Here is a 15,806-nt window from a genome sequence, read left to right on the forward strand (position 1 = left end):
TCTTTAATGATATTGAAAAAATATTTTTTTGCCTCTTTGTCTAGCTCAAAATTATTTTCAACAACTTCGGATTTTAAATCTTGTTTATAATTTTTCCAATCATTGGTTAGAAATAGTTCAGCGAATTCTTTTTCAGGCCAAACCGGAATAGATTTTAAATTACTATCTCCGATAGTAACTAAACCTCCAAAGGAATCACAAATCAGGAAGATTTTTTCAAAATCGGCAACCTTTCTTATTAGATAACCATATCTATCTTTACAACTTAGCTTTATTACGTTATCAACCTTTTTTTTATTCATATGATCAAAAAAATTTAATCGGAGCTTTATACTTTATCGTTTCTAATTTCTAAAAATTCTATAGTTTTTCCTCATTATTTATATTGCGTAATTTCATTAAGAAGAGTTAGGATCTTTATATAATAATTAGAGCTAACTCGTTATATCCACCCAAATATACATATTTATCCGAGTATGTTTCGGGATAAACGCAGATCCGACTGTTCTTTATCTCCCTTTTCCAGTAATTTCTTGATGGTGGAATCTAGCGGACTCTCAATTTTAAGTAAATCTTTTTTGGTTACATGCGTATAGATCATCGTAGTTTCCGGTTTGGCGTGGCCAAGGAGCTCTTGGATATATCTTAGATCTGTTCCGTTTTCCAGCATATGGGTGGCAAAACTGTGTCTTAACGTATGCGGAGTCACCCTTTTCCTGATTTTCGCTCTTTCGCAGCTATCCTTCAGAAATCCGCGAATTGCGGAACTGGAGTATTTTCCGCCGTTGCCTTCCGCGAAGTAACGCTTAGGTTCATAAGTTTGTAAATAATTCAGTAATAACGGAAGAAAACTTTCGGCCATCATCACATAACGGTCTTTCCTACCTTTTGCCTGTCTAACCAGAATCTGCCTTCTGTCAATATCAAGATCCCGCAACTCAAGATTGATCAGCTCACCAATTCGTAAGCCAGAAGAATATATAAGCGCCAGGATACTACGATGTTTCAAATTTCGGGTAAGTCGCAATAGATCGATTAGCTCTTCCTTGCTTAGAACCGTAGGTAAATAACTGCTTTTCTTGGGACGCTTCAAGGCGTTCAGATCAAATAAAGCATTTTCATTAAATTCAAAATAATGTTTCAATGCGCTAATACATTGTCTGTGAGTACTTATAGAATAGCGTTTCAAAGCAACTTCAGATTCTATAAACCTGGCGACATCCCTATGTGTGTAATTCTCTTTTTCATGATGAAATTTCAGAAATGAATGCACAAAAGAAGAATAGGTTTTGATCGTACTTGGGCTGTGTCTGAGTCCTTTTAAGTATTGTACGAACTTTCGCATGGCCAGTCTTACTTCAACAGTTTCTACCATGGCGATATCCGGGATCCTGGAGAAATCCAGTAAAGCAGTATTCATCTCTACTTCAATAGTTTTGAAGTGAGAGCTCAGTTTTTCCAGATATTGCCTGCCCGATGGTATATAGAAACAGGAATGGGTTCGACTCCATCTTACTTCCTTCAGCATTTTTAAATGTGCTTTTAGTTCGATGTCGAACCTAAAGTCTATACCAATCTGTTCAGCACTTTTATGTCTGAATAGAAACAAATATAATTGCTCCATAAAATTTAATTAACTTCAAACATAAATTAAAAAAGGATTGGTAAGCTCTTGTTAGTCATGAAAACGTTTAAAAACAGAAAGTGCTGGTTAAGAGGTTTATATTTCAATTGGGTACAAAAAAAGGGAGCCGAAGCTCCCTCAATAATTCGTGAAATTGAACAATGTCTTATGCCATCATTACAGACTTCGCATTTACGAATTCATGCAATCCAAATCCACCATGTTCTCTACCATAACCTGAATCTTTCACACCACCAAACGGCATATTAGGCTTGGCAAGTCCAAAAGAATTGATAAATACCATTCCGGTATCAAATTGCTTCTGTGCTAATTCCTTAGCCTTAGCTTCGTCTTTAGAGAAGATTCCTCCACCAAGACCAAATCTACTGTCATTCGCAATTCTCATCGCATCATCAGTATCTTTTGCTTTGATTAACGACGCAACAGGTCCAAAAAGCTCATCATCGTAAGCCGGTTGTCCTGGCTCAAGATTTTCAAGTACAGTCGCTGGATAATAGAATCCGTCGCCTTCTGGAAGTTTCCCTCCACATAGAATTTTAGCTCCTTTTTTCACGCTCTCTTCTACCTGCTCATGTAGCTCTTCCCGTAGATCCTTTCTAGCCATTGGTCCCAGATCGCTGTCTTCACTTGTAGGATCTCCAAGTTTAATGTTTTTCATTTGCTCTACAAAAGCATCTCTAAATTTGTCGTAAACTGCATCTACTACGATAAATCTTTTCGCGGCAACACAGGTTTCTCCATTATTATATAGACGTCCCTGTACGCAGGTTTTAACTGCCAGCTCAAGATCTGCATCATCAAGCACAATATAAGCATCATTACTTCCCAGTTCCAAAACTGTTTTCTTCAGCGCTTTTCCTGCTTTTTCACCAATAATTCTTCCGGCACTTGGGCTACCTGTCAGGGTGACTCCGCGTACTCGTTTGTTTTCGATCACCTCATCACTCTGGTCATGCGAGATCACGAGTGTTTTAAATAAATTTTCTGGCAAACCAGCGTCCTTGTAAATTTGCTCCAGTAAGATTCCTGTTCCGGTTACATTTTCAGCATGCTTCAGCAATACTCCGTTTCCAGCCATAAGGTTGGCAATAGAATAACGCACTACCTGGTAAGTTGGGAAATTCCATGGTTGTATTCCATAGATCACGCCCATTGGTGAGTAGGTAATAAAACCTTTTCCACCTTCTGGCAATTCTCTTTCCTCATCCTGCAGACTCTTTGGTCCGTTTTCGGCAGTATAATCACAAATAGCTGAACAGAGTTCAATTTCCTGGTGTCCCTGCTTTTCCAGTTTCCCCATTTCCTCTGTCATTAATTTGGCAAGTTTGTCTTTATTCTTGTCAAGCTCTTTTCCAATATTAACAATAATTTTTGCGCGCTCTTCAGCAGGCTTCATTTTCCATTCCAGGAATGCTTCATGACAGGACTCGATCGCCTTGTTCATTTCGTCATTGGTCATCGTATCATAAGATTGAATTTCCTTCCCGGTTGCTGGGTTAATAGTGGTCATTTTTGATTCCTTAGACATAATTTTCTTTCTTTTTGTTTAGCAATTTTTCTTGAAAGCTAAGTTACGCCTTAAGAGAGCCGAAGCTTAATAAGACTTCGTTAAATGAATTCTTCGGAAGGCCCCTTAACTTTAAAATTTTTATAAAACTTTCTTCTGAAGTATCAATATTTCCCGAATTCAGCGAAGCTTCCGAAGTATCCTACCAAATCGCTGGGAATTGTTCTCGATAATCTTGCTAATTTTAAAGGGTAAAAATCCTAACTTATGATGACCGAATTGCAGGAGGCCTATGGTTTCCTATTTGAAAGAGAATTGCTCGAAGAGATCGCCGAATGTGGATCTATTCGTAAGATCAATGCAGGGGAGCGCATTATTGAGTTTGGCGATTATGTTACCGGGATGCCCTTGCTGCTCAATGGTGCTATCAAAATTTTACGCGAAGACGGTGATGGTGATGAATTGCTGCTTTACTTTATAGAAAGAGGAGATACCTGTGCCATGACCCTTAATTGCTGCATGGGCCAGACCAAATCTGAGATTCGTGCGGTAGCCGAAACCGATACTACCATGATTATGGTGCCTATTGCCAAAATGGAAGAATGGACCGCGAGATTTAAAAGCTGGAGAAATTTTGTTTTTGAAAGCTATCACTCCCGTCTTTCTGAAATGCTGGATACTATAGACACGATCGCATTTCTTAATATGGATCAGCGTATTATGAAATACCTGCGGGACAAGGCTAAGATCAATGGTGATGAGAATGTTCAAAGTACCCATCAGCAAATCGCATACGATCTTCATACGTCCAGGGTGGTAGTTTCCAGGTTATTAAAGAAACTCGAACTGGATGGAAAGATCAAACTACAAAGAAACCAGATCAAGGTCATCGATCTGTAATGCTTCTGTAACACTTGTTACTGCACGTGCTCTATGAACCCAATACATTTGTTCCGAAATTAAATTACTATGGATATTCTTGAAATTCTCGGTTATTTTGGAGCTTTACTTATAGGAGTGGTGCTTGGACTCATAGGTGGTGGAGGTTCCATACTTACGGTGCCGGTGCTGGTGTACCTTATGGCAATCAATCCTGTGACCGCGACGGCTTATTCTCTTTTTGTGGTGGGAACTTCAGCTTTGGTGGGAGCGCTTAGAAATCTTCCGAAGAAATTAATAGATTTCAGGACCGCGATTGTTTTCGCAATTCCCGCATTTATCGCTGTATACCTTACCAGGATGTACCTCGTTCCAGCAATTCCAGAAGAGATCTTTAGTATTGGCGGACTCATGATTACCAAGAATATCGGGATCATGCTATTTTTCGCGATTATCATGGTGGTCGCCTCAATTTCGATGATCACTCAAAAATGTACTGAGGATACTGGTGAAGAACAAGCAGTGCAGTATAACTATCCTTTGATCATTTTAGAAGGGATCGTAGTTGGACTGTTAACGGGGATCGTTGGAGCTGGTGGTGGTTTCCTTATCATCCCGGCATTGGTCTTACTCGCCAAGCTTCCCATGAAAAAAGCGGTGGCTAGTTCCTTACTCATTATTGCATTTAAAAGCTTGATCGGTTTTATAGGGGATGTTCAAAACCTTGAGATCGACTGGCCGTTTCTACTCATATTTACCGGGCTCTCCATTGCAGGAATCTGGCTGGGAGTTTATCTGAATAAATTCATAGATGGGAAGAAGTTGAAAAAAGGCTTCGGTTGGTTCGTTCTGGTGATGGGTATCTATATTATTCTAAGCGAACTGCTATAATCTCTTTTGAAGTTTTACTTCGGAAAATTCTAAAGTTTTTGATTCTTCTGAAGTCTTCATGGAACATGCGTTAAATTCAGAAATTAAAGTGTTTCTGAAGGGATGAAGCCTTTAAAATTCAGTAAATTTACAAGCCGAAAGAACAGGTGTTCCAACCTTCTTTTTGAGGTCGGAATATCATCCAAATCATTCCGTTATGGAAAACCTCGATTACGCCAGACTCCAAATGGCTTTTACCCTCGGATTTCATATTATTTTTGCATGTATTGGTATGGTAATGCCCTTTTTCATGGTCGTTTCCCATAAAAAGTGGCTGAATACCCGCAAACCTATTTATCTAAAACTTACTAAAGCCTGGCAACGCGGAGTTGCCATTTTTTTTGTCACCGGTGCAGTATCGGGAACCGCGCTGTCCTTTGAGCTGGGAATGCTCTGGCCTGAATTTATGAAACATGCCGGTCCTGTAATAGGAATGCCATTTTCGCTGGAAGGTGCAGCCTTCTTTGTGGAAGCGATCGCGCTTGGATTCTACCTTTATGGATGGAAAAAACTTCCCGAAACTTTTCACTGGATCACTGGTATTATCGTAGGAATTTCGGGAGTGATCTCAGGGATTCTCGTAGTATCTGCTAATGCCTGGATGAATTCCCCAACAGGATTTGATGTGGTTAATGGCGCATATGTGAATATAGATCCGGTAAAGGCTTTTCTTAACGACGCATGGTTTACCCAGGCTCTGCATATGACCCTGGCCGCTTTCGCCGCTACTGGCTTTGCTGTTGCCGGTCTGCATGCCATACAAATATTACGTAACAAACGCCCAGATCTGCACAAGGCTGCTTTTAAGATCGCCATAGTTTTTGGAGCGGTCGCAGCGCTTTTACAACCAATTAGTGGTGATCTGTCTGCCAAGGATGTAGCACAAAGACAGCCGGTAAAACTGGCGGCAATGGAAGCACACTATGAAACCCAGAAAGGAGCTCCGCTTTACATCGGTGGGATCGTGGATGCGGAAAATAAAACTGTGAGCAATAAGCTAGAAATACCAAAAGCATTATCCTTCCTGGCCTTTGGAGATTTTGATGCTGAGGTAAAAGGACTGAATGATTTTCCTGAAGAAGATCTTCCACCGGTTCCTGTTGTACACTACGCTTTCCAGGCCATGGTGGGAATTGGTAGTTTACTAATGCTGGCGGCTTTGATCTATTTTATCAGTTTAAAGAAGAAAAGCTGGCTCAATAACAAAAAGTACTGGTGGCTGTTCGCGATACTAACACCTTTAGGATTTGTGGCCGTGGAAGCAGGTTGGGTAGTTACCGAAGTAGGAAGACAACCCTGGATTGTGTACAATATCATGCGTACTTCTGAAGCTGTAACGCCAATGCCTGGATTAAAATTCAGCTTTTACCTCTACGTAACAGTTTACGCCATCCTTGCGGCGATGGTAACCTGGCTAATGCACAGGCAGATCAAGGTTCTTAATAACTCAATCGGGTAGGTATGTTATACGTGGTACTTTTTTTTACGTTTTTCTCTCTATTTCTATATGTTCTCTTGGGTGGTGCCGACTTTGGAGCTGGCATCGTGGAGCTTTTTTCATCTCGCGAGAACAAGGAATTGAATAAACTAACGGTCTATAAGGTCATGGGACCGGTATGGGAAGCAAATCATATCTGGTTGATCATTTTGATCGTGATTCTCTGGATCGCTTTCCCTGTATACTTTAATATTATCATCATTTATCTTCATATTCCGCTTACGCTGGTGTTACTGGGAATTACCATGCGTGGTGTAGCTTTTATCTTCAGGCATTATGATGCGGTAATCGATGGGACACAGGTATGGTATAATCGTATGTTCAGGATTTCCAGTCTTATTACACCAATTTTCCTCGGAATGTCTTTTGGAGCATTGGTAAGCGGTAAGATTGTAGTTACAGATGATTACTCTAATACTACGTTCGCTGAAATTTTTATGTATCCTTGGCTGAATACCTTTACGGTTCTCACAGGATTATTCTATGCTGCACTTTGTACTTTCCTGGCTTCAACTTTATTAATTGGAGAAACTGAAGGTGATATCAGGAAAATGTACAGTCAAAAATCGGCAATCTTTACAGTAGTGCTGGTATTGGTGGGTGGTGCAGTGCTGTTCTATGGGTACTGGTATGATTTGGTTTTTATAAAAGAATTTCTTCAGAATAAAATATCTCTTATAGCGATCGCATTATCAGCATTATTACTTATTCCTCTATGGTTTGCAATTACTAAACAGAAACGTGTACAGACCAGGATCTATGCAGGCTTACAGATTCTATTAGTCATTTTTGCTGCAGTACACACTCATTTTCCTCGCCTTATCATTACCAGTACTTCGGAAGTAAATATGCTCGAAAACACTGCTCCGGAATCTGTAATGTATGTTCTGGGTATTTCTTTGATCATTGGAGGCGGGATCATATTGCCGGGATTATTTCATTTGATGAAATCGTTTAATATGATCAGGATTCCGTCCAGATCAGGAAAACATACAGCTGAAGACTAAATAATACGGAACTCTATTTATGAGCTAATAGATTTTCATTAATTTCATCCTTTACAATCTAATTTAAATTTAAGACTATGAAATCAACAATTTTAAAAGGTATGTTTATGAGTGCGATCCTTTTGTTCGTCGCTTGTGGTGAAAGTACAGATGCTGTGGAATCTGGAACTTACCAGGGAACAGTAAAGGAAGTAGAAGCAGATAAGACAGAGATCTACGTTACTACAGATGATGACAAGACTTTGGAGCTATATTTTACTGAAACTACCAGCCTTACCAGAAATGGAAGCGAAGTAGAGTTTTCTGAACTTGAAGAAGGACAGAAAGTAGAAGTGGAAGTAGAAAAGAACGGAAAAAGACTGGATCCTATTTCAGTAAAAATCATGGAATAATGGAAACTCAAATTCCAGAATTTTGGCGGACAGAGGTTTTTCATCCTCTGTCCGTTCATTTTCCAATTGTTTTACTATTACTGGCAACACTTTTTAAGATCATGAGTTTATGGTCTGGAAGAGAAACCTGGCATTTTGGTGGCCGACTTTTACTCATCCTGGGGGTTATAGGTATCTGGATTTCTATTTATACCGGTGATCTGGCAGATGGGATCGTTTCCCGTAAATTGTGTGATCCAACTATTTTAAAAGATCACGAGAACTTTGCCTATACCACCGCATGGCTGTTTAGTATTGGGTTTATACTGGAGATAGTATTGCATTACTTCAAAAGCTTCAGGAATAAACTGACTAATTTTGTGGTTGTCCTGCTTTTAGTGGCGGGTTCTGCTTGCCTGGCCTATGTAGGTCATCTTGGTGCAAGCCTTGTCTACCAGCAAGCCGCAGGTGTGAATATTCCTTCTGAAAATTGTGCAGAATTTAATTGAAAATGGATTTAAAAGAACACTGGGAAAAGATTTATAATACCAAACAGTTTGAAGAAACCAGTTGGTACCAGCCAAATCCGGAATATAGCCTTGAGATCATCCGTTCTCTGGGTCTTTCACCTGAAGCGAATATCATTGACATTGGAGGAGGAAATAGTTTTCTGGTAGATCATTTATCGGAATTGGGATATGCGAACATTCATGTGTTGGATATTTCAGCAAAAGCATTGCAGGATTCGCAGAACAGATTAGGGGCTAAAGCTGAAAAAATTAACTGGATAGAGTCTGATGTAACTAGCATTAAACCAGAAACATCATTTGACCTGTGGCATGATCGTGCGGCCCTGCATTTTCTTACCGAAGATAAGCAGGTAGAGGATTACGTTTCAGTTTTGAAGAATTCTTTAAAAATTGGCGCTTATTGTCTTCTATCAGTTTTTTCTGAAAACGGACCCGATAAATGTAGTGTAATCACGATCAGGAAATATGCAACTTCAGATCTCGAGCAGCTTTTAGAATCAGATTTTGATACGGTAAGGCTCGAGAATCGGGATCATACAACTCCGTGGGGAGCAAAACAGAATTTTTCGACTGGGCTTTTCAGAAGAAAATAAAGAGCGAACTCAGTCGCATTTTCATAGAAAACTTTAAATTTAGAATGTTTCTTCAATTTTAAAGGCTACTCTATGACTGCACAAGAACTATCAGATCTACTAAAAATTCAGCAAAAGGCATTTACAAAGTCCCCTCCAGGATACGAACAGAGAATGGAGGCCTTGGCTAGTCTTTCAGAAATGGTAGAAAAAAACCAGGAACGATTGATAGAAGCCGTTTCTCAGGATTTTGGTCATCGTAGCTCTGAAGAAACAAGCATTCTTGAACTTTTTCCTTTACATGATGAGATCAAACATGCCCGGCGACATCTTAAAAGCTGGATGAAAAGAAAATCGGTTCGCAGTTCATGGTTTTTGTTGCCTTCTACTGCATACTATCAATTTCAGCCGTTGGGATCTGTAGGTATTATGGGCGCCTGGAATTACCAGGTTCTGTTAACTCTTAGTCCATTGGTAGACGCAATAGCCGCGGGAAATCATGCGATCATCAAACCTTCGGAAATTGCTCCGGCATCGGCAGAAGTGATCAAAGATTTGATCAATAAGACATTTGACTCTTCTTATATCCACTGTGTCACTGGTGATGCAGAGCTTGCCAAAGATTTTTCTTCGCTACCATTTGATCATCTATTCTTTACCGGTTCCACCCGGGTGGGAAAATTGATCATGGAAGCAGCGGCACCAAACCTTACACCGGTCACTCTGGAACTTGGTGGAAAATCCCCGGCGATCATTCATGAATCCTACGATCTGGAACTAGCTGCAAAGAGGATCATGGCTGGTAAACTTTTTAATGCCGGGCAAACCTGTGTCGCACCAGATTACCTGGTTATGCCTGCAGATTTAAATGATAAGTTTATAGAATACAGCAAACAGGTAGTAGAAAAGTTCTATCCGGATATTGCGAACAACAAACAGTATTCCTATATCATTAGCGATAAACATTTTAAACGTTTAACATCTTTACTCGAAGAAGCTAAACAAAAAGGTGCCAAAATTATCGAATTGTGCAAAACCAATGAGTTACCAGAAGGAATGATGACTCCAAAATTGGTCCTGGGCGTTAACGATGAGATGGCGATTATGCAGGAAGAGATCTTTGGTCCGCTTTTGCCCGTATTAAACCGTGAATCCGTGGAGCAGGGAATCGAATATGTAAACGCGAATGCGAAACCTCTTGCACTTTACTATTTTGATGATAACCAAGATCGTATAGATCATCTTTTAAAATTCACGCTTTCAGGTGGAGTGACCATTAATGATACTATTTACCATCTGGCGCAACACAGGTTGCCTTTTGGTGGAGTGGGAGCAAGCGGAATGGGGCACTATCACGGTTTTGACGGTTTTAAAACCTTCTCGAAAAAGCGGGCAGTCATGCAACAGAAGAAATTCGCGGCAACAGATATTCTGCATCCACCTTATACCGACATTAAAAAGAAACTAATTGGCGTAATGGGAGATATTAGCAAAGTTTAGAGATTTTATGGAAGGAGATTTAAAACAGAAAATAGTTGAGGTAAACGGATTCCCGCACATTCCCTTTTATTCTGAAGAGTTTACAGAGGCCGAAATGCTGGTAAGAGCCAGAAAGTTCTATTCAGCACTTTCTGCTCGAAGATCGGTTAGACATTTTTCAGCTCGACCGGTAGCGAAAGAAATTATTGAGCAATTGATTCTTTCTGCTGGAACGGCGCCTTCAGGAGCACATAAACAGCCCTGGAAATTTTGCGCGATCTCTTCTGAAGAAATTAAAAGAGATATAAGAATCGCTGCAGAAGAGGAAGAACAGACTAATTATAGTAGCAGGATGAGCGAACAATGGCTGAAAGATCTGGCGCCTTTGGGAACCGATACCAATAAGGAGTTTTTAGAGATCGCCCCCTGGATCATTGTGGTTTTTAAGGAAGCCTACGAAATCGGATCTAAAGATGAAAAACTTACGAATTACTATGTAAATGAGTCGGTTGGGATCGCCTGCGGAATGCTAATTTCTGCTATTCATAATGCCGGACTTGTCACTTTGACGCATACACCCAGCCCTATGAACTTTCTTTCAAACATTCTCAAACGGTCAAAGAATGAAAGACCTTATTTATTATTGCCGGTAGGTTATGCTTCGAAAAACGCCTTGGTACCGGATATTGAGCGAAAAACGCAATCACAGATCACGGAGTTTTACGAATGAAAAAACGCCGTATCTGTAGGGTGATACGACGTTCAATTTTAAAAACCTGTAAAATCTAACCGCTTGCAATGTAGAAGAAATCTCAAGTACCGAATGTAACATTTGTTACAAAACCTAAACTAATCAATTAAATGCCAGTTATATACATACAGCGTGATTCAGAATGGGCAAATAAAATGAGAAATTTTGAGCTATATCTTAATGGAAAAAAGATTGGTGATATCGGCGATCATGAAACAATTATGTATTCGGTCCCGCCAGGTATTTACAGTCTGGAAGCTAAGATAGACTGGTGTGGTAGTCGGCCACTTGCTTTTACACTTAGTAAAGATGAAAGCATACATATCCAGGTTTCAGGATTTGTGATGTCAAAGTATTTTATGCCCTCTGCGATCCTTATCGCTTTGCTATATTTCTTTCTGTATTTAAAATATGATTATAACAGCCTCGTTCTTGGGGTGATCTTAATGGTATTACTTGGCTATTTGATATTCTTTCTAAGCTTTGGAAGAAACTATTACTTAAGACTGCAACTAAAATAGAAAACCCCGGTAGATGCCGGGGTTTGAGGATTATTCTGGAGTTTCACATCTGCTATCGATGAGGTTCCTCTCTTTAAGCTCCTGCCAGAAACCTGATGGAATCTTCGTCTCAAAAGCTTTCATGTTCTCTTCTACCTGCTCTGGCTTACTGGCACCTGCCAGCACCGTATTTACAACTTTAGGAGCATAAGAGAATTGAATGGAAGCCTTACTTAGATCCACGTCATACTTCTCTGCTACTTCTTTCATTCCGTTTAACTGCTTTACTTTATCATCGGGCATTTCCCCACCATAATTATAGCGCTTTTGACCAGATAAAAGTCCGGCGCTAAATGGTGCTGCAGCAATAAGTCCCACATCGTGTTTATCGATCACGGGAAATAATTCATCCAGCGATTTTTTATGATCGATCATAGAGTACTGAATAGCAGAAAGGAACAGATCAGGATCTGCATCTGTCTCTTCCAGGGTTTTTACAATAGGTTCTATGGTATTAACTCCAAGACCCCAGCCTTTAATAATTCCTTCTTCACGCATTTTAGTAAGTTCTGGCATCGCACCAGTTCTTGCTACTTCAAAATGATCCAGCCAGGTTGTACCATCTTTATATTCATCGTTATGATCTGGTGAAAGATCATGAATAAATACATAGTCTATGCTTTCAACTCCCAATCTTTGTAAACTGTCTTCAACAGATCTTCTTACAGCTTCTGCAGAATAATCATATTCATAATCGAAAGGAGCAGGTTCATTCCACATTGTTTCCGGCTTATTTCCATTAGCCTTTAATAGTCTACCTGCTTTGGTCGTAAGGATATAATCTTCACGTTTTTTGTTATGCAGAAAATGTCCAAATCTTCGTTCACTTAATCCCAATCCATACCATGGAGAGGTATCATAATAACGTACACCTGCATTCCATGCTCCTTCAAGGGTTTTTTCTGCTTCTTTATCGCTAAGTACTTTGAAACCGTTTCCAATGGCTACACCACCTAGTCCGAACTTTTGTTTTAAAACTTCTCTACTCATAATTCATTTTTTTAGCAGTATAAAATTAGGGAAAACCTATAGCCTTAAAGGGGTGTTTAACGCACTCTAACATACAAGGTTTTCGTACGTTCAGTTTCTCAAAAAACAACTGTAACCAATGTTACTTCCTATCCCACAAGATATTTCTATTTTTGTAAAGCAATGAATGTGGAGAAATATCTAGAGATCATCCAGAGTTCTTTTTCAGGGTATGCAAATTACCTCTGGAACGAGATTACCAGTCCTACCTGGACCAGTTATTTTTACTGGCTTATAGGTTTGTCCCTTTTGGTTTGGACGTTAGAGGTATTGATCCCCTGGAGAAAAGAGCAAAAACCAATACGTAAGGGATTCTGGCTCGACTCTTTTTATATAGTATTCAATTTTTTCCTGTTTTCGCTTATTGGGTATAATGCGCTGAGTAATGTCGCCGTCGAGATATTCAATGATTTTCTGGGACTTTTCGGGATCAATAATATTGTTGCTTTTCAAATAGATCAGCTACCAGCCTGGACGCAATTACTTATCATGTTCGTGATCGCCGACTTTATTCAGTGGAACGTGCACAGGCAGTTGCATCGCAGGACATGGTTATGGGAGTTTCATAAGGTACATCATAGTGTAAAGCAAATGGGTTTTGCGGCACAGTTCCGGTTTCATTTTATGGAAACCATTATCTATAAAACTGTACAATATATTCCGCTGGCTATGATTGGCTTTGGGATACAGGAGTTTTTCGTGGTACATATGTTTGCAGTATTGGTAGGTCATTTAAATCATGCGAATTTAGGTTGGGGCTACGGACCGCTGGGATACATTTTTAATAATCCAAAAATGCATATCTGGCATCACAGTAAAGAATTGCCAAAGGACAGACCCTTCGGAATGAACTTCGGGTTAAGTCTTAGTATCTGGGATTATCTCTTTGGTACCGCCTATATTCCGAAGAATGGAAAACAAATAGAATTAGGATTTCATGGAGATGAAAATTTTCCGGAGACTTTTAAAAGTCAGACCCTGTATCCTTTCAGAAGAAAATAAAATTTAAGAACAATAAATAAAGATCATATTATGGATATAAAGCAATTTAAAGACGAACCACTGGCACATTATTCTTATGCTATTGTGAGTGAAGGTAAAATGGCGCTGGTAGATCCATCCAGAAACCCGATGCAGTATTATTCTTATGCTGAATCCAAGAATGCCAAGATCGTGGCTATTTTTGAAACACACCCACATGCCGATTTTATTAGCGGACATATGCAAATTCACCAGGAAACGGGAGCGACTATTTATACCAGTGAGATGGTGGGAGCAGATTATCCTCACCAGGGATTTGATGATGGTGACAGTTTTGAAATGGGAAAGATCACCTTTAGTGCGATCAATACTCCAGGGCACTCACCAGATAGTATTACGATAGTTGCGAAAGAGGACAAAGACACTGCACTTTTTACCGGTGACACTTTGTTCATTGGAAACGTGGGAAGACCAGATCTTCGCGAAAAGGCCGGGAATATGACCGCCAAGCGTAAGGAACTGGCGAGTGATATGTATCACACGATCAAGAATAAATTCACAGATCTTCCAGATGATGCGTTGGTGTATCCTGCTCACGGTGCAGGTTCTCTCTGCGGAAAGAACATGAGCGATGATTCTTCCAGTACACTTGGAAATGAAAGACAGGGCAACTGGGCATTTAAAGAACAAACAGAAGAAGAGTTTATTGAGGAAATACTGAAGGATCAGCCATTCATTCCTAGCTATTTTGGTTTTGATGTAGATGTGAACAAAACCGGGCCAGAGAATGTACAGCGTACCAAATGGGCTAATGAAGTACGTCTTTATGTTACTGAGAAAGAAGATGAAGATATGCTGGTAGTAGATACCAGGGATGAAGAAACTTTTAAAAACGGTCATCTTTCTAATAGTATTAATATCATGTGCCGTTCAGAAAAGGATAAGTTCGAAACCTGGTTAGGTGCAATCGTAAAACCGGAAGAAGCTTTTTACCTGGTTATAGAATCTGTAGACCAACTTGAAGAGATACTCGAAAGAGCTGCGAAGATTGGTTATGAAAAACAGATCAAAGGAGTTTATACGCTTGGAGAAAATCTTCCAGTGGAAAGCAGGGAATTTGACCTCGAAGATTTCAAAAACAACCAGAACAACTACACGATCGTGGATATTAGAAATACCAGCGAAGTGAATGAAGGTAAGTTTTTCGAAGATGCGATCGCTGTTCCTTTAAATGAACTTAGAGAGGAACATATCGAGATTCCTTCACACAAACCGGTAGTGGTTCATTGTGCCGGAGGTTACAGATCTGCTGCAGGTAGCAGTATTCTTGAAAATATCTTTGAAGCCACCCGGGTGTATGACCTTAGTGACGACATCAAAGAATTTAAATAATAGCAACTAAATTCAAAATTAGAGCCTGGGAAATTCCCGGGCTTTTTTTATGTAAAGCTGTGAAATTTTTAATGTTCGGCTTCAAATCGAGAAGCCTTTAGATAAAAGTTTAAGAAATTTGGGCTTTTTTTGATATTTCAGCAATAGAAATTGCTTTGTAATTTTTCTATATTTACGCTCCTACGGTTAAAATCAATACATAAACGTATTTATGGATAAAAAATACAAGGTTAAAGTAAATGAAGATTTTGAGTTCGAGTTCAGCCAGGAAGAGATCGCTGCACTAGATACCCAGAAAACTTCAGAAGCACATTATCATATCTTAAAAGATAATCGTTCCTTTTCCGCAGAAGTCTTTAAACCAGATTTTCTTCACAGAAAATATGACATCAAAATCAACTCAAATATCTATTCGGTAAGGATCAATAACGATCTGGACCAGTTGATAGAGGAGATGGGACTTTCATTAGGTAGCTCTCAGCAAGTAAACGATATCAAGGCACCTATGCCGGGACTTATTCTGGAAGTAAATGTAAAAGAAGGCGATGAGGTCAAAGAAGGTGACTACCTGCTGGTTCTTGAGGCCATGAAGATGGAAAATACTCTAACGGCACCCAGAGATGGCGTGGTGAAATCTGTTAGCGTAAGCAAGGCAGATACTGTAGAAAAGAATCA

17 protein-coding genes are annotated in these 15,806 nt (G+C 39.7%); 13 read left to right on the plus strand and 4 right to left on the minus strand.

Annotation, left to right across the window (positions count from 1 at the left end):
- From QZ620_RS10155 to QZ620_RS10165, 3 genes are all read right to left on the minus strand, one after another.
- Positions 1–302 (minus strand): DUF2750 domain-containing protein (locus QZ620_RS10155; protein ID WP_295181277.1); only part of this gene is annotated, 302 nt, incomplete at its 3' end.
- A gap of 164 nt (positions 303–466) precedes the next feature.
- The gene (gene xerA, locus QZ620_RS10160) at positions 467–1,624 is read right to left on the minus strand and encodes a site-specific tyrosine recombinase/integron integrase (RefSeq protein ID WP_295181279.1); all 1,158 of its coding nucleotides are present in this window, start codon (positions 1,622–1,624) and stop codon (positions 467–469) included.
- A 166-nt stretch (positions 1,625–1,790) separates the two neighbouring features.
- A complete protein-coding gene (locus QZ620_RS10165) occupies positions 1,791–3,173 on the minus strand; it encodes an NAD-dependent succinate-semialdehyde dehydrogenase (RefSeq protein WP_295181281.1) in 1,383 nt (460 codons plus the stop codon).
- A gap of 246 nt (positions 3,174–3,419) precedes the next feature.
- On the opposite strand from QZ620_RS10165, the gene QZ620_RS10170 reads away from it, so the two are divergent.
- From QZ620_RS10170 to QZ620_RS10215, 10 genes are all read left to right on the plus strand, one after another.
- Positions 3,420–4,052, plus strand: coding sequence for a Crp/Fnr family transcriptional regulator (locus QZ620_RS10170; RefSeq protein ID WP_295181283.1), 633 nt, complete (start codon positions 3,420–3,422; stop codon positions 4,050–4,052).
- A 69-nt stretch (positions 4,053–4,121) separates the two neighbouring features.
- Complete coding sequence (locus tag QZ620_RS10175; protein ID WP_295181285.1) at positions 4,122–4,922, plus strand: sulfite exporter TauE/SafE family protein; 801 nt, start codon at positions 4,122–4,124, stop codon at positions 4,920–4,922.
- 196 nt (positions 4,923–5,118) lie between these two features.
- Complete coding sequence (locus tag QZ620_RS10180) at positions 5,119–6,420, plus strand: cytochrome ubiquinol oxidase subunit I (protein ID WP_295181287.1); 1,302 nt, start codon at positions 5,119–5,121, stop codon at positions 6,418–6,420.
- Between the two features lie 2 nt (positions 6,421–6,422).
- Positions 6,423–7,466: a cytochrome d ubiquinol oxidase subunit II gene (locus QZ620_RS10185; RefSeq protein WP_295181289.1), complete on the plus strand. Its 1,044-nt coding sequence runs from the start codon at positions 6,423–6,425 to the stop codon at positions 7,464–7,466.
- A gap of 77 nt (positions 7,467–7,543) precedes the next feature.
- Positions 7,544–7,858 (plus strand): hypothetical protein, encoded by a 315-nt coding sequence (locus tag QZ620_RS10190; protein ID WP_295181291.1) that lies wholly within the window; start codon positions 7,544–7,546, stop codon positions 7,856–7,858.
- Complete coding sequence (locus QZ620_RS10195) at positions 7,858–8,346, plus strand: DUF2231 domain-containing protein (RefSeq protein ID WP_295181293.1); 489 nt, start codon at positions 7,858–7,860, stop codon at positions 8,344–8,346. The genes QZ620_RS10190 and QZ620_RS10195 overlap by 1 nt, the downstream gene beginning before the upstream one ends.
- A 2-nt stretch (positions 8,347–8,348) precedes the next feature.
- The gene (locus QZ620_RS10200; protein WP_295181295.1) at positions 8,349–8,960 is read left to right on the plus strand and encodes a class I SAM-dependent methyltransferase; all 612 of its coding nucleotides are present in this window, start codon (positions 8,349–8,351) and stop codon (positions 8,958–8,960) included.
- Between the two features lie 72 nt (positions 8,961–9,032).
- Positions 9,033–10,439: a coniferyl aldehyde dehydrogenase gene (locus QZ620_RS10205; RefSeq protein ID WP_295181297.1), complete on the plus strand. Its 1,407-nt coding sequence runs from the start codon at positions 9,033–9,035 to the stop codon at positions 10,437–10,439.
- 7 nt (positions 10,440–10,446) lie between these two features.
- Entirely contained in the window at positions 10,447–11,148 is a 702-nt protein-coding gene (locus QZ620_RS10210) for a nitroreductase family protein (RefSeq protein WP_295181299.1), read from the plus strand.
- Between the two features lie 131 nt (positions 11,149–11,279).
- Entirely contained in the window at positions 11,280–11,690 is a 411-nt protein-coding gene (locus tag QZ620_RS10215) for a hypothetical protein (RefSeq protein WP_295181301.1), read from the plus strand.
- A gap of 30 nt (positions 11,691–11,720) precedes the next feature.
- On the opposite strand, the gene QZ620_RS10220 is transcribed toward QZ620_RS10215, so the two are convergent.
- Positions 11,721–12,719 carry an aldo/keto reductase gene (locus QZ620_RS10220; RefSeq protein WP_295181303.1) on the minus strand — a complete coding sequence of 333 codons (999 nt, stop codon included), beginning with the start codon at positions 12,717–12,719 and terminating at the stop codon, positions 11,721–11,723.
- 168 nt (positions 12,720–12,887) lie between these two features.
- On the opposite strand from QZ620_RS10220, the gene QZ620_RS10225 reads away from it, so the two are divergent.
- From QZ620_RS10225 to QZ620_RS10235, 3 genes are all read left to right on the plus strand, one after another.
- Positions 12,888–13,760 carry a sterol desaturase family protein gene (locus QZ620_RS10225; protein ID WP_295181304.1) on the plus strand — a complete coding sequence of 291 codons (873 nt, stop codon included), beginning with the start codon at positions 12,888–12,890 and terminating at the stop codon, positions 13,758–13,760.
- A gap of 30 nt (positions 13,761–13,790) precedes the next feature.
- Complete coding sequence (locus tag QZ620_RS10230; RefSeq protein ID WP_295181306.1) at positions 13,791–15,131, plus strand: MBL fold metallo-hydrolase; 1,341 nt, start codon at positions 13,791–13,793, stop codon at positions 15,129–15,131.
- Positions 15,132–15,342: 211 nt separating this feature from the next.
- Positions 15,343–15,806, plus strand: a 464-nt coding sequence (locus tag QZ620_RS10235; RefSeq protein ID WP_295181308.1) for an acetyl-CoA carboxylase biotin carboxyl carrier protein subunit, incomplete at its 3' end; no start/stop codon positions are given.

Source organism: uncultured Christiangramia sp., from assembly GCF_913046405.1.
GTDB classification, from domain to species: Bacteria; Bacteroidota; Bacteroidia; order Flavobacteriales; family Flavobacteriaceae; genus Christiangramia; species Christiangramia marina.

Bases quoted from the DNA above. Each gene is read 5' to 3' on its own strand.
- QZ620_RS10195 (WP_295181293.1), top strand. From the start codon at position 7,858: ATGGAAACTCAAATTCCAGAATTTTGGCGGACAGAGGTTTTTCATCCT.
- QZ620_RS10170 (WP_295181283.1), top strand. From the start codon at position 3,420: ATGATGACCGAATTGCAGGAGGCCTATGGTTTCCTATTTGAAAGAGAA.
- QZ620_RS10180 (WP_295181287.1), top strand. From the start codon at position 5,119: ATGGAAAACCTCGATTACGCCAGACTCCAAATGGCTTTTACCCTCGGA.
- QZ620_RS10200 (WP_295181295.1), top strand. From the start codon at position 8,349: ATGGATTTAAAAGAACACTGGGAAAAGATTTATAATACCAAACAGTTT.
- QZ620_RS10220 (WP_295181303.1), bottom strand. From the start codon at position 12,719: ATGAGTAGAGAAGTTTTAAAACAAAAGTTCGGACTAGGTGGTGTAGCC.
- QZ620_RS10230 (WP_295181306.1), top strand. From the start codon at position 13,791: ATGGATATAAAGCAATTTAAAGACGAACCACTGGCACATTATTCTTAT.
- QZ620_RS10165 (WP_295181281.1), bottom strand. From the start codon at position 3,173: ATGTCTAAGGAATCAAAAATGACCACTATTAACCCAGCAACCGGGAAG.
- xerA (WP_295181279.1), bottom strand. From the start codon at position 1,624: ATGGAGCAATTATATTTGTTTCTATTCAGACATAAAAGTGCTGAACAG.
- QZ620_RS10175 (WP_295181285.1), top strand. From the start codon at position 4,122: ATGGATATTCTTGAAATTCTCGGTTATTTTGGAGCTTTACTTATAGGA.
- QZ620_RS10210 (WP_295181299.1), top strand. From the start codon at position 10,447: ATGGAAGGAGATTTAAAACAGAAAATAGTTGAGGTAAACGGATTCCCG.
- QZ620_RS10215 (WP_295181301.1), top strand. From the start codon at position 11,280: ATGCCAGTTATATACATACAGCGTGATTCAGAATGGGCAAATAAAATG.
- QZ620_RS10190 (WP_295181291.1), top strand. From the start codon at position 7,544: ATGAAATCAACAATTTTAAAAGGTATGTTTATGAGTGCGATCCTTTTG.
- QZ620_RS10185 (WP_295181289.1), top strand. From the start codon at position 6,423: ATGTTATACGTGGTACTTTTTTTTACGTTTTTCTCTCTATTTCTATAT.
- QZ620_RS10205 (WP_295181297.1), top strand. From the start codon at position 9,033: ATGACTGCACAAGAACTATCAGATCTACTAAAAATTCAGCAAAAGGCA.